The sequence below is a fragment of the Frigoribacterium sp. VKM Ac-2859 genome (genome assembly GCF_013204925.1).
Lineage (GTDB): Bacteria > Actinomycetota > Actinomycetes > Actinomycetales > Microbacteriaceae > Frigoribacterium.
Window position 1 is genome coordinate 611280 of record NZ_JABMLC010000001.1, and the last position, 19643, is coordinate 630922.

Annotated in this window: 17 protein-coding genes; all 17 read right to left on the reverse strand. The window is 70.5% G+C overall.

Annotated features, from left to right (window positions below; all coding sequences use genetic code 11):
- Positions 1 to 90: 90 nt before the first annotated feature.
- Positions 91 to 2883 carry a translation initiation factor IF-2 gene (infB, locus tag HQQ78_RS02865; RefSeq protein ID WP_173150979.1) on the reverse strand — a complete coding sequence of 931 codons (2793 nt, stop codon included), beginning with the start codon at positions 2881 to 2883 and terminating at the stop codon, positions 91 to 93.
- Positions 2884 to 2971: 88 nt separating this feature from the next.
- Positions 2972 to 3463 carry a YlxR family protein gene (locus HQQ78_RS02870; protein WP_371740321.1) on the reverse strand — a complete coding sequence of 164 codons (492 nt, stop codon included), beginning with the start codon at positions 3461 to 3463 and terminating at the stop codon, positions 2972 to 2974.
- Between the two features lie 4 nt (positions 3464 to 3467).
- Complete coding sequence (gene nusA, locus HQQ78_RS02875) at positions 3468 to 4457, reverse strand: transcription termination factor NusA (protein ID WP_173150980.1); 990 nt, start codon at positions 4455 to 4457, stop codon at positions 3468 to 3470.
- Between the two features lie 163 nt (positions 4458 to 4620).
- Positions 4621 to 6381 (reverse strand): proline--tRNA ligase, encoded by a 1761-nt coding sequence (locus HQQ78_RS02880; protein ID WP_173150981.1) that lies wholly within the window; start codon positions 6379 to 6381, stop codon positions 4621 to 4623.
- A 26-nt stretch (positions 6382 to 6407) separates the two neighbouring features.
- On the reverse strand, positions 6408 to 7244 hold the full coding sequence (locus tag HQQ78_RS02885; RefSeq protein ID WP_056045829.1) for a hypothetical protein: 837 nt from the start codon (positions 7242 to 7244) through the stop codon (positions 6408 to 6410).
- Positions 7241 to 8335 carry a VWA domain-containing protein gene (locus HQQ78_RS02890; protein WP_371740322.1) on the reverse strand — a complete coding sequence of 365 codons (1095 nt, stop codon included), beginning with the start codon at positions 8333 to 8335 and terminating at the stop codon, positions 7241 to 7243. The genes HQQ78_RS02885 and HQQ78_RS02890 overlap by 4 nt, the downstream gene beginning before the upstream one ends.
- On the reverse strand, positions 8332 to 9330 hold the full coding sequence (locus HQQ78_RS02895; RefSeq protein WP_056045834.1) for a VWA domain-containing protein: 999 nt from the start codon (positions 9328 to 9330) through the stop codon (positions 8332 to 8334). The genes HQQ78_RS02890 and HQQ78_RS02895 overlap by 4 nt, the downstream gene beginning before the upstream one ends.
- Entirely contained in the window at positions 9321 to 9803 is a 483-nt protein-coding gene (locus HQQ78_RS02900; protein WP_173150982.1) for a hypothetical protein, read from the reverse strand. Before HQQ78_RS02900 ends, HQQ78_RS02895 begins: the two co-directional genes overlap by 10 nt.
- Positions 9790 to 10677, reverse strand: a complete 888-nt coding sequence (locus tag HQQ78_RS02905) for a DUF58 domain-containing protein (protein ID WP_173150983.1) — start codon at positions 10675 to 10677, stop codon at positions 9790 to 9792. Before HQQ78_RS02905 ends, HQQ78_RS02900 begins: the two co-directional genes overlap by 14 nt.
- Positions 10678 to 10682: 5 nt before the next feature.
- Positions 10683 to 11714 (reverse strand): AAA family ATPase, encoded by a 1032-nt coding sequence (locus HQQ78_RS02910; protein WP_371740323.1) that lies wholly within the window; start codon positions 11712 to 11714, stop codon positions 10683 to 10685.
- 55 nt (positions 11715 to 11769) lie between these two features.
- Positions 11770 to 12429 carry a methionine ABC transporter permease gene (locus tag HQQ78_RS02915; RefSeq protein ID WP_056045843.1) on the reverse strand — a complete coding sequence of 220 codons (660 nt, stop codon included), beginning with the start codon at positions 12427 to 12429 and terminating at the stop codon, positions 11770 to 11772.
- Complete coding sequence (locus HQQ78_RS02920; RefSeq protein WP_173150985.1) at positions 12429 to 13490, reverse strand: methionine ABC transporter ATP-binding protein; 1062 nt, start codon at positions 13488 to 13490, stop codon at positions 12429 to 12431. Before HQQ78_RS02920 ends, HQQ78_RS02915 begins: the two co-directional genes overlap by 1 nt.
- 81 nt (positions 13491 to 13571) lie before the next feature.
- Positions 13572 to 14495, reverse strand: coding sequence for a MetQ/NlpA family ABC transporter substrate-binding protein (locus HQQ78_RS02925; protein WP_056045848.1), 924 nt, complete (start codon positions 14493 to 14495; stop codon positions 13572 to 13574).
- 228 nt (positions 14496 to 14723) lie between these two features.
- Complete coding sequence (ispG, locus tag HQQ78_RS02930; RefSeq protein ID WP_171007237.1) at positions 14724 to 15872, reverse strand: flavodoxin-dependent (E)-4-hydroxy-3-methylbut-2-enyl-diphosphate synthase; 1149 nt, start codon at positions 15870 to 15872, stop codon at positions 14724 to 14726.
- An 80-nt stretch (positions 15873 to 15952) separates the two neighbouring features.
- Positions 15953 to 17284 (reverse strand): RIP metalloprotease, encoded by a 1332-nt coding sequence (locus HQQ78_RS02935; protein ID WP_199736192.1) that lies wholly within the window; start codon positions 17282 to 17284, stop codon positions 15953 to 15955.
- Positions 17285 to 17442: 158 nt separating this feature from the next.
- Positions 17443 to 18519: a 1-deoxy-D-xylulose-5-phosphate reductoisomerase gene (gene dxr / locus HQQ78_RS02940; RefSeq protein ID WP_056045850.1), complete on the reverse strand. Its 1077-nt coding sequence runs from the start codon at positions 18517 to 18519 to the stop codon at positions 17443 to 17445.
- Positions 18520 to 18593: 74 nt separating this feature from the next.
- Complete coding sequence (locus HQQ78_RS02945; protein ID WP_173150986.1) at positions 18594 to 19607, reverse strand: FKBP-type peptidyl-prolyl cis-trans isomerase; 1014 nt, start codon at positions 19605 to 19607, stop codon at positions 18594 to 18596.
- Positions 19608 to 19643: the final 36 nt, after the last annotated feature.

Below are 19643 nucleotides of genomic sequence, written 5' to 3' on the forward strand. Positions count from 1 at the left end.
GTTCGTGCTGCTCGCCGCCGTGGCGAGAGGGGTGAGGCCCCGCCCCGACCGTAGTCGGAGCGGGGCCTCGTGTACTGCGACGACGCCGGGTCAGCCCCGGGGCTTCTCGACCATCTCGATGGTCTCGATCTCGTCGCCGATCTGGATGTCGTTGAACTTGCCGAGACCGATGCCGGCCTCGAAGTCCGTCCGCACCTCGGTGACGTCGTCCTTGAAGCGACGCAGCGAGTCAATCGCCAGGTTGTCGCCGACGACGACGCCCTCGCGGATCACGCGAGCACGAGCGTTGCGGGTGATCGTTCCCGAGCGCACGATGACACCGGCGATGTTGCCGACCTTCGACGAGCGGAAGATCTCGCGGATCTCGGCGACACCGGACTGCTTCTCCTCGAACTCGGGCTTGAGCATGCCCTTGAGCGAGTTCTCGATGTCCTCGAGGGCCGCGTAGATGACCGAGTAGAACCGGACGTCGACACCCTCGCGAGCAGCGCGCTCACGAGCCTTCGTGTCGGGACGGACGTTGAACCCGATGATGACCGCGTTGTCGACCGTGGCGAGGTTGACGTCGCTCTCGGTGACGGCACCCACACCGCGGTGGATGATGCGCAGCTGCACGCTGTCGTCCACCTCGATCTTGAGCAACGATTCTTCCAGCGCCTCGACGGCACCGGACACGTCGCCCTTGATGATGATGTTGAGGGCTTCGACCTTGCCCTCTTCGAGAGCACGGGTGAAGTCCTCGAGCGAGATGCGCTTGCGGGCCTTGGCCAGCGAGGCGTTGCGCTCGACGGCTTCGCGCTTCTCGGCGATCTGACGGGCGGTGCGGTCCTCCTCGGTGACGAGGAAGGTGTCACCGGCCCGGGGAACGCTCGACAGACCCTGGACCAGCACGGGCCGGCTCGGGTAGGCCTCGTCGACCGAGTCGCCGTTCTCGTCGACCATGGCGCGGACGCGGCCGTAGGCCGTGCCGGCGACGATGGCGTCACCGACGCGCAGCGTGCCCGACTGGATCAGGACCGTCGCGACGGCACCGCGACCCTTGTCGAGACGGGCCTCGATGGCGACGCCTCGGGCGTCCTTGTCGGGGTTGGCACGCAGGTCGAGACCGGCGTCGGCCGTGAGCAGGACGGCCTCGAGGAGGGCGTCGATGTTCTTGTTGTCACGGGCCGACACGTCGACGAACATGACGTCTCCGCCGTACTCCTCGGCGACGAGGCCGTATTCGGTGAGCTGCTGACGCACCTTCGCCGGGTTCGCGCCCTCTTTGTCGATCTTGTTGACCGCGACGACGATCGGCACGCCGGCCGCCTGGGCGTGGTTCAACGCCTCGACGGTCTGCGGCATGATGCCGTCGTCCGCCGCGACCACGAGGATCGCGATGTCGGTCACCTGGGCGCCACGGGCACGCATGGCGGTGAACGCCTCGTGACCGGGGGTGTCGATGAAGGTGATGGCGCGCTCGACGCCCTCGTGCGGAGCCCACACCTGGTAGGCGCCGATGTGCTGCGTGATGCCACCGGCCTCGCCGGCGACCACGTTGGCGTTGCGGATCGCGTCGAGCAGACGCGTCTTTCCGTGGTCGACGTGGCCCATGACCGTGACGACCGGGGGGCGGATCTGCAGGACGGACTCGTCCTCGTCCTCGAGCTCTTGCTCGAGGTCGATGTCGAAGCCCTCGAGCAGCTCTTTGTCTTCGTCCTCGGGCGAGACGACCTGGATGTTGTAGCCCAGCTCTTCGCCGAGGACCTGGAAGGTGGCCTCGTCGAGCGACTCGGTCGCCGTCGCCATCTCACCGAGGTGGAACAGGACGGTCACCAGGTTGCCAGGGCTCGCGTCGATCTTGTCGGCGAAGTCGCTGATGGACGCACCACGACGCAGACGGACGATCGTGTTGCCGTCGCCGCGGGGGACGCTGACGCCACCCAGCGACGGGGCCGACCGCATCTCGAACTCGGCCCTCTTCGTCCGCTTCGACTTGCGTGCCTTGCTCTTGCCGCCACCACGACCGAACGCACCGGCGGTTCCGCCACCGGGGCCGCGGCCTCGACCGCCACCACCGGAGGGACGGGGCCCGCTGAAGCCGGGACGGAAGCCGCCGGCCGCGCCGGGGGCACCGGCGCCGGGACGCTGGAAGCCACCGCCGGCACCACCGGGACGACCCGCGCCGCCACCGGCGGGACGCTGACCGAAGCCGTTGGGACGGGGGCCGGCACCGACGCCGGGACGCGGAGCGCCCGGACGAGGAGCACCGGGACGGGGAGCCTGCGGGCGCGGGCCCGCGGCGCCGCCGGGACGGGGCATGCTGCTGGCCGCACCGGAGCCGCCGGGTCGAGGAGCACTGGGGCGCCCCATGCCCTGGTTGCTGGCGAAGGGGTTGTTGCCGGGACGAGGGGCACCGGGGCGCGGGCCGCCGGGCTTGGGACCCGCGGCGCCGGGCTTGGCGGCGTCGTCGGCCGGAGCTGCCGCGTCGTCCTTGGCTGCTGCGGCTGCGGCGGCACGCTGCGCCTCGGCCTGGGCCTGGCGCTCGGCGACCGTCAGCGGAGCGACGGGTGCGGGTGCCGCGTCGACGTCGGGCTCGGCAGCCGCCACGGGGGCGGGCGTCGACTCGGCGACGGGAGGCTTGGGGGCTGCCGGACGGGGACCGCCGGGCTTGGGCGCCGAGCTCGCGGGCTGTGCGGCGGCACCGGCCGAGGGGGCCTTGGCGGCGGGGGTCGCGGGCTTCGCGGCACCGGCGAAGGCCTGGCGCAGCTTGCGGGCGACGGGAGGCTCGACGCTGGAGGACGGTCCCTTGACGAACTCGCCCATCTCTTTGAGCTTCTCTAGTGCGGTCTTGCTGTCGATCCCCAGCTCGCTGGCGATCTCGTGTACGCGTGGTTTAGCCACAGTTCTCCTGTCTCGGGCCCTTCCCGAGACGGGAAGAGCCTTAGTTCTGGACGGGTCTCATTTCGAGCCGCTCATTAGTGGTTGCTCATTAGTTGTCCATGTGCCGTTCAGCCTGTTCTGTCGTGGCGATGGGTCGTGAAGTGGTGATCCGCGTGAGGTGGGCGCGGAGCTCGTCGACGTCGGGTTCGGAGTCGAGGCGGAGTGCACGGCGGAAGGCCTTGCGCTTCACTGCCGACTCGAACGCGTCGATCGACGGCGTCAACCACGCACCCCGCCCGGGAAGGGTCGCGGTCGGATCGACCACGAGACGTCCGTTTCGGGCGACGACCCGCACGAGTGCGGATCGTGGAGCGCGCGCTCGAGTACCGATGCACGTTCTGACGGGTTCCACCTTACCCCCTCGGGTCATCGGACGGGAGACGCCGAGGGCGAACGGCGTGGTGCGCCGGTCGCCCTCGACCACCCGGGTTCTCGTCGCGGTGATCAGTCGTCTTCGAGGATGCTGTCGGGCTGGATGGGTCATTCCCGTGACCGGGCCGCCGACGCTGGCGCGTCGTCGACCCGGCGCGCGGATCGACATCCACTCAGTCGTCTTCGAGGATGCTGTCGGGCTGGATGTCGATCCGCGCGCCCGTGAGCTTCGCGGCGAGGCGGGCGTTCTGGCCCTCCTTGCCGATGGCGAGCGACAGCTGGTAGTCGGGGACGAGGGCCCGGACGGCCTTGGTGGAGGCGTCGATCACGAAGGCCGACGACACCTTGGCCGGCGACAGGGCGCTGGCGACGAAGGTGGGGAGGTCGCTCGAGTAGTCGACGATGTCGATCTTCTCGTCGTTGAGTTCGGTGGTGACGGCGCGGACGCGCTGCCCCATCTCGCCGATGCAGGCGCCCTTGGCGTTGACGCCGGGCTCGGTCGCACGGACGGCCATCTTGGTGCGGTGGCCGGCCTCGCGGGCCAGGGAGACGATCTCGACGACGCCGCTGGCGATCTCGGGCACCTCGAGGGCGAAGAGCTTGCGCACGAGCGACGGGTGGGTGCGCGAGACCGTGATCTGCGGCCCCTTGGCGCCCTTGCTGACACCCGTGACGTACACGCGGATGCGCGAGCCGTGCGCGTACTTCTCACCCGGCACCTGCTCCTCGGGCGGGAGGATCGCCTCGACGGTGCCGAGGTCGACGTGGATCATGCGGGGGTTGGGCCCCTGCTGGATCACGCCCGCGACGATGTCGCCCTCGCGGCCCTTGAACTGGCCGAGCACCTTGTCGTCGCCGATGTCGCGCAGGCGCTGGTTGATGACCTGCTTGGCCGCGAAGGCCGCGATGCGGCCGAAGTCGCTGGGGCTGTCGACGGACTCGCCCACGACCTCGCCCTCGTCGTCGCGTTCGATGGCGAAGACCGAGACGTGCCCGGTCTTGCGGTCGAGTTCGACGCGAGCGACCGGGATGCGGCTCTCGGGCTGGTTCGTGTGCTTGAGGTAGGCCGTGAGGATGGCCTGCTCGATGATGCGCACGAGTTCGTCGAAGGGGATTTCACGCTCGCGCTCCATGAGACGCAGCACGCTCAGGTCGATGTCCACTGAGGGCCTCCACTATTCAGATCTGCAGGCTGCACGCACGATGGCGCGCGCAGCATCCCCCTACGGTACCCGAGAGCGGGGTGGACGGCGGACCGTCCGCGAGCCCGGCACCGCGCCTCCTCGGGGTCGTCACGACCGGGACGAGGAGGCGCGGTGCCGGCGCTCAGGACGCTCGCGGAGCCGTGAGGGTCGCGACGGCCTCGGCCACGGGGACCGGCGTGCGCTCGCCCGTGCGGCGGTCCCAGAGCTCGACGACGCCCTCGCCGGCCGAACGGCCGACGACGACGATCTGCGGCACGCCGAGGAGTTCGGCGTCGCCGAACTTGACGCCGGGCGAGACCTTGGGTCGGTCGTCGTAGAGGACGTCGAGACGGTGGGCCTCGAGGTCGGCGGTGAGTTTCTCGGCGACCTCGTAGACCACGGGGTCCTTGCCCGTGGCCACGACGTGGACGTCGAAGGGGGCGACGTTGGCCGGCCAGATCAGACCCTTGGCGTCGTTGTTCGCCTCGGCGATCACCGCGAGGATGCGCGTGACGCCGATGCCGTACGAGCCCATCGTGACCGTGACCTGCTTGCCGTTCTCGTCGAGCACCTTGAGGCCGAGCGCCTCGGCGTACTTGCGGCCGAGCTGGAAGACGTGACCGATCTCCATGCCGCGGGCGGTCTCGATGGGGCCGGAACCGTCGGGCGCAGGGTCGCCCTCGCGGACCTGCGCGGCCTCGATGGTGCCGTCCGCGGTGAAGTCGCGGCCCATGACGAGGTCGGCGACGTGCACGCCCTTCTCGTTCGCCCCGGTGACCCAGGCCGAGCCCTCGACCACGCGCGGGTCGACGAAGTAGCGGATGCCCGAGTCGGACTCGCCGCCGAGCACCTGGGGGCCGAGGTAGCCGCGGACCAGCACGGGGTTCTTCGCGAAGTCGGCGTCGCCGGCGGCCTCGACCTCGGCCGGGGCGAAGGCGACCTCGAGCCGCTTCATGTCGACCTCACGGTCACCCGGCAGGCCGACCACGACGAGCTCACGGCGTCCGTCGAGGTGGCTGAGTGCGACGACGACGTTCTTGAGCGTGTCGGCGGCCGTCCAGAGCCCGGAGTCGCGGGACTCGTCGGCGTTGAGCTGGGCGACCAGCGAGTCGATGGTCGGCGTGTCGGCCGGGGCCAGGCGTCGGGAGGGGGCCAGGCCCTCGAGCGGGACCGTGTCGGGGACGATCGTCGTGAAGGCCTCGACGTTGGCGGTGTAGCCGCCCGCCGAGCGGACGAAGGTGTCCTCGCCGATGGTGGTGGGGTGCAGGAACTCCTCGCTGCGCGAACCACCCATGGCCCCGGCATCCGCCTTGACGATGACGTACTCGAGGCCGAGCCGCGTGAAGATGCGCTCGTAGGCGTCGCGCTGCTTCTGGTAGCTGTCGTCCAGACCGGCGTCGGACGCGTCGAACGAGTAGGCGTCCTTCATGGTGAACTCGCGGCCGCGCAGCAGGCCGGCCCGGGGTCGAGCCTCGTCGCGGTACTTGTCCTGGATCTGGAACAGGGTCAGCGGGAGGTCCTTGTAGGACGAGTAGAGGTCCTTCACCAAGAGGGTGAAGGCTTCCTCGTGCGTGGGGGCCAGGAGGTAGTCGGCGTCCTTCCTGTCCTTGAGGCGGAACATGCCGTCGCCGTACTCGGTCCACCGCCCGGTGGCCTCGTAGGGCTCGCGAGGCAGCAAGGCGGGGAAGTGCACCTCTTGGGCGCCGGCGGCCTGCATCTCGTCACGGATGACCGCCTCGATCTTCGCCTTGACGCGCAGACCGAGCGGCAGCCAGGCGAAGACCCCCGGTGCCTGACGGCGGATGTACCCGGCACGGACGAGCAGCCGGTGGCTGGTCACCTCGGCGTCGGAGGGGTCTTCTCGGAGGGTGCGGACGAAGAGCTGGGAGAGACGTGTGGACACCCGTCCAGCTTAGGGGCGTGCCCGGGTCACCACGGCTTGCCGTCGTAGTCACCCGGGTTCTGCTCGTAGTAGCGGTCGCGGTCGGTGTCCTGCTGTTGCTGCTGCTGGCTCTGTTCGCCCTGCTGCTGCAGTTGGTCGAGCGGGTCGTCGGACTCGGCCTGCCCCTCGCCCTCGCCGGGCTCGTCTCCCCCGGCGCCGGGATCGCTGCCGTCGTCCCCTCCCGGCTGCTGCTCGTCGCCCTCGCCCCCCTGGGCCTGCTGCCCCTTCTCGTCGAGGCGCTGCTGGGCGTCGTCGAGCGGCTGGGAGGTGTCGGGCTGCCGGGGGTCCTCCGGCGGCTGGAAGCACCCCTCGGGAGCCTCGTCGACGGTCTTCGCCCCGAGTTCGTACAGCGCCTCGGCGTCGGCGTAGCGCAGTTCGAGCAGGGCAGCATCGCCCTGGGCCTCGATCGTGAGCACCAGGTTGACCCGGATGACGCACGAGATCGTGGCGTCGTCCGGGGCGAGGTCGAGTGCCGTGACGAACTCCTGACGCGCGACGTCGAGCACGCCGATCTGGGCGTAGGCGGTCCCCCGGTCGAAGTGGTGCACCCAGGGCTCGACCACGTTGGCGACGCCGAGGGGTTCGGACCAGGAGGCGCTGCGCTCGAACTCCCTGTCGCCGTACGACCACTGCGTCAGGGCGGCGAAGGCGGGCAGGCTGAGCAGCTTCAGGGCCACGAGCAGCACGACGAGCACGACCGGGGCCGACCAGAGCAGCAGCCGACGCCGGAGGCGTCTCCGGTACTGCTCGACGTCGGGCCCGGCCTCGGCCTCGTGGGCGCGGCGGATCTCGTCGACGGGCGGGGGGACGAGGGTGTCGGTCACGAGCGGACTCCCCTCTCGGGTCGTGAGGCGTCGAGTCTCGACGGCGCATCGCGCCCTCGACCGCGTCCGGCGCGGACGGGCCGTGGTGGACGGACCTCGCCCAGTGCCCTCGCCACGAGTGCGACGTCGAGGAGCAGCAGGACGAACAGGGGGATCGCGGCGATCCAGTAGAGGTCGATCAGGCTGTCGGCCCGCCCCTCGTCGGAGGCCACGGCGCCGTCGCGGGCGTCCGCGACCGCAGCGTCGACGGATGTGTCCGCCGTGCGGTGCACGTACGGCACGCCGAGCTGATCGGCGATGCGCCGCAGGGCGTCCTCGTCGATCGTCGAGACGGCATCGGGATCGCCGGGCTGTGTGCGGTCCTGGATGTACTCCTTCGTCGAGTACTCGTCGCCGTAGCCGTCGAAGACGCGCATCTTGCCTCCCCGCTCGGTGCCGTAGCCGAAGACGGCACCGCCGTCGACGTCGCCGGCGGATGCCGCGAAGCTCTCGGGCTCGGTGCCGCTGGTCTGCTCGCCGTCGCCGAGGTAGTAGACGACGTTGGCCCGTTCGGGCGCACTCTGCCGGGCCTCGGACAGCCGCTCGGCCAGCAGGTCGTTCGCCTCGCTGACGGAACTGCCGCTCGAGTAGTAGGTGACCTCTTGGTTCATGGCGTCGGCGGCGGCGACCACGGCGGAGGCGTCGTCGGTCAGCGGCGTCCGCAGGACGGCGGTGCTGTCGAAGGACAGCAGCGAGAACCGGGCTCCCGCCAGCTGCGAGGTGACCTCGGCGATGTCGGCCCGCACCCCGTCGAGTCGACGCCGACCGTCGCCCCAGTCCTCCGCCGCGATGCTCGACGTCGTGTCGACCACGAAGAAGACGTTGAGCTGGGCGACCGACGCCTGCGCCGACCCGCCCGGCAGGCTCGGCCGCACGGCGACGACGAGGAGCAGGGCGACGATGACCAGACGTCGCACCCAGGTGAGAAGGGCCCGTCGTCGGCCCCGCTCGGCCACCACGCGCCAGCCCGTGAACCCGAGCAGGGCGACGGCGGCCACGGCGAGGAGCCACCAGGGCAGGACGGGCTGGAACACCAGCGCCCGGGCGATCACAGGCGCACCCGCCAGAGCAAGACGAGCCCGCCCATCGCGACGAGCAGGGCGGCGATCGCCAGGGCCTGCGGGTGGTCGGTCACCACGAGCCGTCGGGCACCGGTGAAGAGCCCCGCCTCGCGGGCGTCGATCTCGTCGACGATCTGCGGCACGGTCGTCGAGTCGTCGAGGGCGTAGTAGCCACCGTCGGTCGACTCGGCCGCGGTGCGCAGTTCGGCGGCGACCTGGTCGGCCACGGCGTCCGTGGCGTGGTCGGCGGGGTTCACCGCGTACACGCGGACATCCCGCTCGGTCGCCAGGTCGGCCGCCTCGGTGAGCGTGAGCAGGGCCTTGCCGTTGACGTAGTTGTCGGTGGCGAGCACGACCGACTTGGGCCGCGTGCTGTCGTCGTCGCCGAACCCGAGGACGCACGACGCCAGACCGTCGCCGATCAGCGACGCACCGTCACCGAGGTCGGTGCCCGTCCAGTAGCGGGTCCCGTTCTCGCCCATGGTGTCGAACGAGTCGCGGTACTGCTCGAGTTGCGTGCGCACGAAGTCGTAGTCGTCGGTGAGGGGGAACGCCTGCACGGCCGAGCTGTCGAAGAGGTACAGCCCGACGCGTTCGCCGTCGAGCCCCTGCGAGAGGGTCGAGAACGTGTCGACGATCTGCGAGTCGACCTCGGTCATCGAACCCGACACATCGAGGCAGAGCATGATGTCGCGCTTGTACGACTGGGGCTCGACGACGTCGGTGCTCGAGACGCGGGCCGCGAGCAGGACGCTGATGCCGGTCAGCGCCACCATGGCGACGAGCACGACCGCGAGCGCGGCACGGTAGCGCCGGACGACGCGCTGGTACGCGGGCAGCGCGGTCAGCCGCTCGCCGTGCGCGACCGGGACGCCGAGGCGACGGAGGCGCGCTCTGTCGCGGCGCCTCCACCGCACGTAGAGCCATGCCGCGACCGCCACGACCGCCAGTGCGACCAACGGGACCCACCAGAAGATCAGCCCCATGACGACACCAGGTCCCTCGCGGTGGCGACGGCACGGGCCGGGTCGCCGGGCGCTTCGAGCCGGAAGGCCGGCGGGTAGTACTGCTCGACCGCACCGACGAGCCGGGGCAGGTTCGACTCGCGGAGGTCGGCGAGGGTCATCACGTGGGTGTCGACCCCGTTCGTCTCGTGCGCGAAGAACCGCAGGAGCAGGCTGAGCCGGGAGTGCACGCCACGGTCGTTCAGCCGCCGCGAGGACGCGGCCGTCTCGACCTCGTCGATCAGGGCGAGGTACTTCGCCTTGGTGTCGGCGAGGGCGACCGGTCGGGAGGCCGCGCGGGCCGCCCGCTGGGCCGGAGGGAGGCGGCGGGCCGAGAGACGGATCACGAAGACGTACCAGGCGGCCACGAGCGCCAGCCCGACCAGGCCGAGCACCAGCCAGAGCACCCAGAGCGGGTACTGGTAGGGCCCGAAGAAGTCGTCAGCGCCCGACACGACGGTGCTTCTCGATCAGGGTGAACAGCCCGGGAACGACCTCGGCCTGGCTGCCGAGCCGTTGGCTGCTGATGCCGAGGGCCAGGAGCTCGCGCTCGGTGTCGCCGACGCGCCGCAGGGAGGAGTCGTCGAACTCTCGACGGAGCTGCGCGTTCTCGCGCAGGTACGCCGGCAGTCCGGCCATCTCGCGGACGTCGAAGACCTCGCCCGCCCGACCCGCGCGCGTCATCAGGTCGGCGTCGCCGATCGTCAGCCAGACGACCTCGTGCTGCGCGCGCAGACGCCGGAGCAACCGGGTGATGCGATCGTCGATCGCTAGGTCGTCGGTGATCACGAGCAGCATGGAGCGCCGCCGGATGCCCCGCGCGACCCACTCGAGCACGGCCGCGAGGTCGCTCGTCGGGGCGTCGAGGTCGACGCGTCGGTCGACCTGCCGCAGGAGGGTCTCGAGGTGGGCTTCGGTCGCGCCCGCCGGGTGCGCGCGTGTGCCCGACGAATCACCCGCCACCAGTGACACGACGTCCCCGTGCTTGGCGGCGATGTAGGCGAGGGCGCCGGCCGCCATCAGGGCGATGTCTTTCTTGCTTTCGCCACTCGTGGCCGTCGCGGCCATGTTGCGACCGGTGTCCATCACGAGGACGAGGTTCTGCCGGCGGCTCGCGATGTACCGCTTGACCAGGGGCTCGCCGTGACGGGCCGTGGCCTTCCAGTCGATGTCTTTCACCTCGTCGCCCGGGACGTAGGCCCGGAGGTCGTCGAAGTCGTGGCTGCGCCCGTGGTGCACCGAGGCGTAGCCGCCCTCGAGCAGGTCGATCGTGCGTCGGTGGGCGAACAGCCCCATCTTCGTCCGGACGCGCAGCAACAGGCTGGCCACCGGCGTCAGGGGGTCTGGACGGCGCCGAACACGGCGTCGATGATCGTCTCGGGCGCGACCTCGTCGGCCGTGGCCTCGTAGTTGAGGATCATGCGGTGTCGCAGCACGGAGTGCCGCAGGTGCTTGACGTCTTCGGGGATGACGTAGTCGCGCCCGTGCAGCAGGGCGAGGGCACGGGCCGCCTGCATGAAGGCGATGCTGGCCCGGGGGCTGGCCCCGAACTCGACGTAGTCGGCGAGGGTCGCCGGGATGTACTGCTGCGGATGCCGCGTGACGTAGATGAGCTGCACGATGTAGTTGACGATCGACGCGTCGACGTAGACGCGCTTGGCCAGATCTTGCAGGTAGACGACGTCGGCCAGGCCGACGCCCGTGGACGGTGCGGCGGCCTCGTCGTAGACGCCGCTCTCGATGCGCCGGATGATCTCGGCCTCTTCGGCGGGGGTCGGGTAGTCGAGGATCTCTTTCAACAGGAAGCGGTCGAGCTGCGCCTCGGGCAGTTGGTAGGTGCCCTCTTGCTCGATCGGGTTCTGGGTGGCCAGGACGAGGAAGGGCGACGGCAGTCGGTAGACCGTCCCCCCGATGGTCGTCTGGCGCTCTTGCATCGCCTCGAGCATGGCGCTCTGGGTCTTGGCGCTCGAGCGGTTGATCTCGTCGAGCAGGACGAAGTTCGAGTGGACCGGCCCGAGCTGGGTGACGAAGGTCGATTTCTGGGCGTCGTAGATCTGGGTGCCCGTGATGTCGCTCGGCAGGAGGTCGGGCGTGCACTGGATGCGACGGAAGCTCGCGTCGATCGACTGCGCGATGGTCTGGGCCGCGGTCGTCTTGGCCAACCCCGGGACGCTCTCGAGCAGGACGTGCCCGCCGGTGATGAGGGCGACGAGCAGGGTGTCGCGGAGTGCGGTCTGACCCACGACCTTGCGACCGAACGCCTGCGACACCGCCCCGACGATCTGCCGAGCCCGCTCGAGCTCGGCGGGAGTCACGGGGGCCGGAGCCGGCGGCGGGGTCTGGCTGGCGGTGGCGGTGTCGGTCACGCGCCCCACTGTAAACCAGTCCCCCGACAGCTCCCGTGCCCCCGAACACCACATCTCATCGCCGCAGCGCGCGCCTCGCCAGCCAGTTGCCCAGGAACTGGACGAGCTGCACCAGCACGATGATCAGCAGCACCGCGGCCCAGGTCACGACCGGGTCGAACTGCCGGTAGCCGTAGAGCAGGGCGAAGTTGCCGAGCCCGCCGCCGCCGATGTAGCCGGCCACCGCCGACATGTCGACCAGCGCGACGAAGATGAACGTGTAGCCGAGGACGAGCGGTCCGAGCGCCTCCGGCAGCAGCACCGTTCCGATGATGCGGGCCGGGCCGGCCCCCGCCGCCCGTGCGGCCTCGATGACGCCCGGCTGCACGGTGAGCAGGTTCTGTTCCACGATGCGCGAGATGGCGAACGACGCGGCGAGCGACAGGGTGAAGATGATGGCCGGGTTGCCGCTGCCCGACCCGATGACGAACCTCGCCAACGGCTGGGCCGCGGCCAGGAAGATGATGAACGGGATCGGTCGGAACACGTTGACGACCACGTTCAGCACGCCGTAGACGACGCGGTTCGCGAAGAGGGCTCCGCCCCGCGTCAGGTACAGCGCCAGGCCGAGCAGGAGTCCGCCGATGCCGCCGAAGAGGAGGGTCAGGGCGACGATGTAGACGGTCTCGACGGCCGCCTGCCACAGCATCGGCTGCAGTTCGATCAGGGAGTCCATCAGCGTCCTTCCGTGGGTCGGACCGACGTCGTCGGCGAGGTGGGCAGCTCGTTCGCGTCGTCGCCCAGGTCGGCGACGGCCGCTCGGACGGCCGCGTCGTCGCCGGTCACGGCGAGGGTCAGGGTGCCGAACGTGCGTCCCTGGATGTCGTTCACGCCGCCGAAGACGATCTCGAACGACAGGCCGTGCCGCGCGAGCAGCGCGAAGACGTCGCGCTGGTCGACGCCACCCTCGGCGATGCGCACCGACACCAGGACGCCGGGGTGGCGGGCCCGCAGCGCATCGAGTTCGTCACCGTGCGGCGTGCCCGCGATGACCGTCGAGACGAACCGTTTGGTCGACGCCTGCTTCGGGTCGGAGAACACCTCGAAGGTGGGGCCGGTCTCGACGACGCGACCGGAGTCCATCACGGCCACCCGGTCGGCGATCGACTTGATGACGTCCATCTCGTGGGTGATCACGACGATGGTGATGCCGAGCTCGGCGTTGACGCGTTTGAGCAGGGCGAGCACCTCGCTGGTCGTCTCGGGGTCGAGGGCGCTCGTCGCCTCGTCGGCGAGCAGGATGCGGGGGTTCGTCGCGAGCGCGCGGGCGATGCCGACGCGCTGCTTCTGACCGCCCGAGAGCTGGTCCGGCCGCGCGTGGGCCTTGTCACCGAGGCCGACGAAGTGCAGCAGGTCGCTGATCCGCCGCTGGTGCTCGTCCTTGGGTACCCCCGCCGCCTTGAGCGGGAACTCGACGTTGCCCCAGACCGTCTTCGACGAGAACAGGTTGAACTGCTGGAAGATCATGCCGATGCCGGCCCGGACCGAGCGCAGTTCGCGCTCACGGAGGCCGGTGATCTCGCGGCCGTCGACGCGGATGCTCCCGCTCGTCGTGGGCTCGAGGGCGTTGACGAGGCGGACGAGGGTGCTCTTCCCCGCGCCCGAGTAGCCGATGATGCCGAAGATCTCGCCCTCGGCGATCTCGAGGCTGACGCCGTCGACCGCGGTCAGCGGTGCGGCGCCCTTCTCACGGGGCGGGTACGTCTTGACGACGTCGGTCAGGGTGATGGCGGGCACGCGTTCTCCTCGGCACGGGCGGAGGCCCGGACCGCGAGCGGATGCTGCGCGCGGTCCGGGCCGGGGTGGCGACCTGGTGGGTCAGCCGTTCTGTTCGACGAGCTTCTCGGTCTCGGTCAGCGACTTCTCGAGGTCGCTCGCGGGGATCTTCGTGATGATCGCCGTGCCACCCGAGTTGTCGACGACGCCGTCGGTGACGGCCTTGGTGTCCTGGTAGATCTGGACGAGCTTCTGGTAGGTGGCATCGTCCTTGTCTTCCGCACGGGCGGCGAAGACGTTGGCGTAGGGCACCGACGAGGGGTCGTTGGGGTCGTCCTGGGCGATGACGTCGTCGGTCGACAGACCGGCCTTCGTCGCGAAGTCGTTGTTGATGATCGCACCGGCGTAGTCGGGCAGTGACGTGGCGGCGAGGTCGGCGCTCACCGTCGCGACCTTCACCTTCGACTTCGACTCGTCGACGTCGTTGACGCCCGAGAAGATCGTCCCGCCGTCCTTCAGCGAGACCAGCCCGTTCGACTGCAGGACGAGCAGGGCGCGGGCCAGGTTGCTCGAGTCGTCGGGGATCGCGATGGTGTCACCCTCCTGGAAGTCGCTCAGCTCGGTGTACTTCGACGAGTACAGGGGCAGGGGGTAGATCGCCGTCGAACCGATCGGCACGATGTCGTTGCCGGATGCCACGTCGTACTGCGCGAGGTAGACGATGTGCTGGAACTGGTTCAGGTCGATCTCGCCGTCGGCGAGGGCGGGGTTCGGCTGCTCGTAGTCCGAGTAGTCCACGAGGTCGACCGTGATGCCCTCGTCGGCCGCGGCCTGCACGAAGTCGGCCCAGTACGGGTCGCTCGCGCCCACGACGCCGATGCGGACGGTCTCGTCGTCGCCACCGCCGCGGGTGACTCCGATCGCGATGCCGACGGCGGCGAGCACGACGACGACCGCGACGATGACGGCGATCAGACGACCGGGGCCCTTCTTGGGGGCGTCGATCAGGGGGGCGCTGCTGGTCATGGGTTCCTCTCGGGGCGCTGCGGGAGCACCGCTCGGGGGTGGGCCGGGGCCGTCACGGTGCGTCGTCCATGCTGGCGGACGCCCCGGGGCGCGTCACATCGGGGCGTCACACGACGACACACGGCCCCGTCGGCCCGGCCGCGGACGTGACCACGCGAAGGAGGCGCGGTGCGAGATCTCTCGCACCGCGCCTCCTGACGGGGTCGCGTCGCCCCGGGGTGGACCCGGTCAGACGGTGACGACCTCGGGCGAGCCCAGCTCGCCGGGGGGCATCTCGGCAGCGAGACGGTTCGCCTCGTCGATGAGGGTCTGGACGATCTCGGACTCGGGAACGGTCTTGATGACCTCGCCCTTGACGAAGATCTGACCCTTGCCGTTGCCCGAGGCGACGCCGAGGTCGGCCTCGCGGGCCTCGCCAGGACCGTTGACGACACAGCCCATGACGGCGACGCGCAGCGGGACGGTCATGCCCTCGAGCCCGTCGGTGACGTCGTTGGCCAGCTTGTAGACGTCGACCTGGGCGCGACCGCAGCTCGGGCAGCTGACGATCTCGAGCTTGCGCTCGCGCAGGTTGAGCGACTGCAGGATCTGCAGGCCGACCTTGACCTCTTGGGCCGGCGGGGCGCTGAGGCTGACGCGGATGGTGTCGCCGATGCCCTCGCTCAGCAGGATGCCGAAGGCCGTGGCCGACTTGATCGTGCCCTGGAACTCGGGCCCGGCCTCGGTCACGCCGAGGTGCAGGGGCCAGTCGCCGCGTTCGGCGAGTTGGCGGTACGCCTTGACCATGACGATCGGGTCGTTGTGCTTGACCGAGATCTTGAAGTCGTGGAAGTCGTGCTCCTCGAAGAGCGAGGCCTCCCACACGGCGGACTCGACGAGCGCCTCGGGGGTGGCCTTGCCGTACTTCTGCAGGATGCTGGGCTCGAGCGAGCCGGCGTTGACGCCGATGCGGATCGAGACGCCGGCGGCCTTCGCCGCGGCGGCGATCTTGCCGACCTGGTCGTCGAACTTGCGGATGTTGCCGGGGTTGACCCGGACCGCCGCGCACCCGGCGTCGATCGCCTGGTAGACGTAGTTGGGCTGGAAGTGGATGTCGGCGATGACCGGGATCTGGCTCTTCTTCGCGATGATCGGAAGGGCCTCGGCGTCGTCACGGCTCGGCACGGCGACGCGCACGATGTCGCAGCCGCTGGCCGTGAGCTCGGCGATCTGCTGCAGGGTGGCGTTGATGTTGGGGGTCGGAGTCGTGGTCATCGACTGCACGCTGACGGGGGCGTCGCCACCCACGAGCACCTTGCCGACCTTGATCTGCCGCGTCTTGCGGCGCGGGGCGAGGACTTCGGGGACCTTCGGCATTCCGAGATTGACTGCTGGCACGGAGTCATCGTAAACCTCGGCGCTGGACGCCGAGTGACGGACGCGTGACCGGTGCGTCACGGGTCTCTCGCGACCGGACGTCAGCCGAAGATGTCGATCGGGTTCACGATGTCGGCATAGGTGAGCAGGACGGTCATGCCGCCGAGCAGGATCACGATGGCGAAGGTCACGGGGATGGCCTTGGCCGTGTCGACCGGGCCCGGGTCGGGCCGGCGGAGGAGCTTGGCGAAGCCGCGGCGGATCGCCTCGATGAGGGCCCCGGCCACGTGACCGCCGTCGAGCGGCATCAGCGGCACCAGGTTGAACACGAAGAGGGCGACGTTGAGGCTCGCGAGCAGCCCGACGAGGGTGCTGATGCGGTCGACCACCGGGATCGTGTCGAGGCTGGCGATCTCGCCCGCCATGCGACCGACGCCGACGACGCTGACCGGTCCGTTCGGGTCGCGCTCGGCCCCGCCGAAGGCGGCCTGGGCCACCCCGACCAGACGCTGCGGCAGGGTGACGATGACGCCGACGACGTGCGAGATGTTGTCGCCGACCGCCGGCAGCACGGCCGTCACGGGCTCGCGCACCTTCTCGTAGGCGAACCCGATGCCGACGAAACCGACCTCCTGCGTCTGCGAGCTGCCGTCGGGGTTCGTCGCCACGGCCCCGCTCGACGTCGTCACGTAGCGCTCGGACAGGGCCGGAGTCACCTGGAGCGTGCGCTCGGTGCCGTCGCGATCGACCACGACGTCGAGGGTGTCGCCGGGAGAACGCTGCAGGATGCCCGTGATCTGGTCGCCGTCGGTCACGGTCGTCCCGTCGATCGACACGATGCGGTCGCCGTTCAGCATGCCCGCGGCGTAGGCCGGGGCCTCGGGCGCGTCCGAGGGGCAGCTCGTCTCGGTGGAGCCGGCGGGCAGGACGCAGGTGCTGACGCTGCCGACCGTCGTGCTCGCCTGCTGGACGCCGAAGCCGCAGAGCAGCACCGCGAACAGGGCGATCGCGATGAGCAGGTTCATGAACGGGCCGCCGAGCATGATGATGACGCGCTTGTACACGGGCAGACGGTAGAAGGTGCGCGACTCGTCGCCCTCGTCGACGGTCTCGGCGCTGGCCGTCCGGGCGTCCTGCACGAGGGTGTTGAAGAAGCCGGTGCTCGACTGGCGCGCGCCTCCCCCGGTCCTTCCCGGGGGGAACATGCCCGACATCGAGATGTAGCCGCCGAGCGGCAGGGCCTTGACGCCGTACTCGGTCTCGCCCTTCTTGCGCGAGAAGACGGTCGGCCCGAAGCCGATCATGTACTGGCCGACCTTCACGCCGAACTTCTTCGCCGGCACGAGGTGGCCCACCTCGTGCAGGGCGATCGACACGGCCAACCCGACGACCATGACCAGGACGCCGAGCACGAAGAGGAGGATCGTCTGCACCGGGCAAGGGTAGCCGCCCGCGCCCGGACGTCCACCGCGTCGGGGCCATGACGACGCTGGGAGCCCCGAACTGGGGCGGCGGGATCAGTGGGCCGGCATCGCGGGCGCTCAGCGGCCCGGCAGCGCGGCGGGCTCAGCGGGCCAGGAGCGCGGCGGGCTCAGCGGGCCAGCAGCGCGTCCGCCTCGGCACGGGCCCAGCGTTCGGCCTCGAGCACGCCCTCGAGGCTGCTCTCGCCCGCGGTGTGCCGGTCGACGACGGCCTCGACCACGTCGAGGATGTCGAGGTACCCGACGCGTCCCGCGTGGAACGCCAGGACGGCCTGCTCGTTGGCCGCGTTGAAGACGGCCGGGTACGTCCCCCCCGCGCGCCCGACCTGCTTGGCGAGTCGCACGGCCGGGAAGGCCTGTTCGTCGAGGGGCTCGAACGTCCAGGTGGAGGCGCGGGTCCAGTCGAGCGGGACCCCCACGCCCTCGACGCGGTCCGGCCAGGCGAGCCCGAGCGAGATCGGGAGGCGCATGTCGGGAGGCGAGGCCTGGGCGATGGTCGAGCCGTCGACGAACTCGACCATCGAGTGCACGATCGACTGCGGGTGCACCGTGACGTCGATGTGGTCGTAGTCGACGTCGAAGAGCAGGTGCGCCTCGATCACCTCGAGCCCCTTGTTGACGAGGGTCGACGAGTTCGTCGTCACCACCAGGCCCATGTCCCAGGTGGGGTGCGCGAGCGCTTCGCGCGGGGTGACGTCGGCCAGCGATTCCCGTGTGCGACCGCGGAACGGCCCGCCCGACGCCGTCAGGACGAGCCGACGCACCTCGCGGTCGGAGCCCGACCGCAGCGCCTGCGCGATCGCCGAGTGCTCGGAGTCGACCGGCACGATCTGGCCGGGGGCGGCGCGCTTCGTCACGAGGTCACCTCCGACGATCAGGCTCTCCTTGTTGGCCAGGGCGAGCGACGCCCCCGAGTCGAGGGCGGCGAGGGTCGGCGCGAGGCCGACCGAGCCCGTGATGCCGTTCAGGACGACGTCGGCCCGGACGTCGCGGACGAGCTGCACCGACTCGTCGGTGCCGAGCGCCGTGTGCTCGACCCCGAACTCGGCGGCCTGCGCGGCCACGCCCTCACGGTCGGAACCGGCGGAGAGGCCGACGACCTCGAAGAGGTCGGGATGGGCCCGGACGACGTCGAGGGCCTGGACCCCGATCGAACCGGTGGAGCCGAGGATCGTGATGCGACGCATGGGATCAGCCTAGGGCGAGCGTCGTCGGGGCCGCCCACCGCCTCGAGGCGAGCCGTGGTCGGACGGACCGGGGGCTAGGCGACGGAGAGGATGTCGATGACGAAGACGAGTGTGTCGGTGCCCCCGATGCCGGCCGACGGTTGACCGGCCTCGCCGTAGCCCTCGGCGGGCGGGATGATCACCACGACCTGCGAGCCGACCGTCTGACCGATCATGGCCTTGGCGAACCCGGGCACGACCTGGTCGGTCGAGAACGGTGTCGGCGTGCCCTTGCCCCAACTCTGGTCGAAGACCTCGCCGGTGGTCCAGTTCACGCCCTGGTACTGGACGGTGACGTTCGCGGGGTCGGGGACGACGGGGCCGTCGCCCTTCTTCAGGACCTCGATCTGCAGGTCGGACGGCGGTTCGGTGCCGGGCGGGATCGTCACGGTGGGCCGACCGTCGTCGGCGAGCTCGACCGCCGGGAAACCGTCCTTCGGGGGCTGGGCCTCACCCGTCGCCTTGGTCGGCACGATCGAGACGACGTCCGCGACGATCACCACGGGCGTGGGTGTGGCCGCCTGCTCCCCCGCGGTCGCGGTCGTCATGTCGGCCGCCGAGGCGACGGTCACCGTGCGGCTGCCCGAGGGCACGCAGGCGATCGCGTCGACGATGCCCGGCACGTAGTAGTCGGTGCTCACCGTGAGCTGCGTGGGCTGCTGGCCCTCGTCGAAACCGGCCGAGGTGACCTCGGCCCCGGTGGTCGCGTCGTAGACCGCGATGCGGACGTTGGCCACCGCGCCCTGCCCGGCGACCTCGCCGCTGCCCTCGACCAGGGTGGTGCGTTGGGTCGACGGGACCTCGAGCGGGGTGTCGAAGACGACCTCGGGCTTGCTCTCGACCTCGCCCGTGACGTCGACGCCATCAGAGAGCTCCCCGGACGCCGGAGCCTTGCAGTCACCCGCCGCGCCACTCGCCGTCGGCGACGGCTGGTCGGAACCACTCGTGCATCCGCTCAGCACGAGGAGGACGAGCGGAACGGCCGCCACGGCGGCGAACCGTCCTCGGCGGACACGGGCGGACGGACGAGGAGGCGCGGTGCGGATCATCGGGGAGTCGTGTCGGGGGTCGGCGGCGACGGTCGA

Excerpts from the sequence above, each read along its gene's own strand:
- HQQ78_RS02945 (WP_173150986.1), bottom strand. The coding sequence starts at position 19,607 with ATGATCCGCACCGCGCCTCCTCGTCCGTCCGCCCGTGTCCGCCGAGGA.
- HQQ78_RS02870 (WP_371740321.1), bottom strand. The coding sequence starts at position 3,463 with ATGTCGATCCGCGCGCCGGGTCGACGACGCGCCAGCGTCGGCGGCCCG.
- HQQ78_RS02925 (WP_056045848.1), bottom strand. The coding sequence starts at position 14,495 with ATGACCAGCAGCGCCCCCCTGATCGACGCCCCCAAGAAGGGCCCCGGT.
- HQQ78_RS02895 (WP_056045834.1), bottom strand. The coding sequence starts at position 9,330 with ATGGGGCTGATCTTCTGGTGGGTCCCGTTGGTCGCACTGGCGGTCGTG.
- dxr (WP_056045850.1), bottom strand. The coding sequence starts at position 18,519 with ATGCGTCGCATCACGATCCTCGGCTCCACCGGTTCGATCGGGGTCCAG.
- HQQ78_RS02915 (WP_056045843.1), bottom strand. The coding sequence starts at position 12,429 with ATGGACTCCCTGATCGAACTGCAGCCGATGCTGTGGCAGGCGGCCGTC.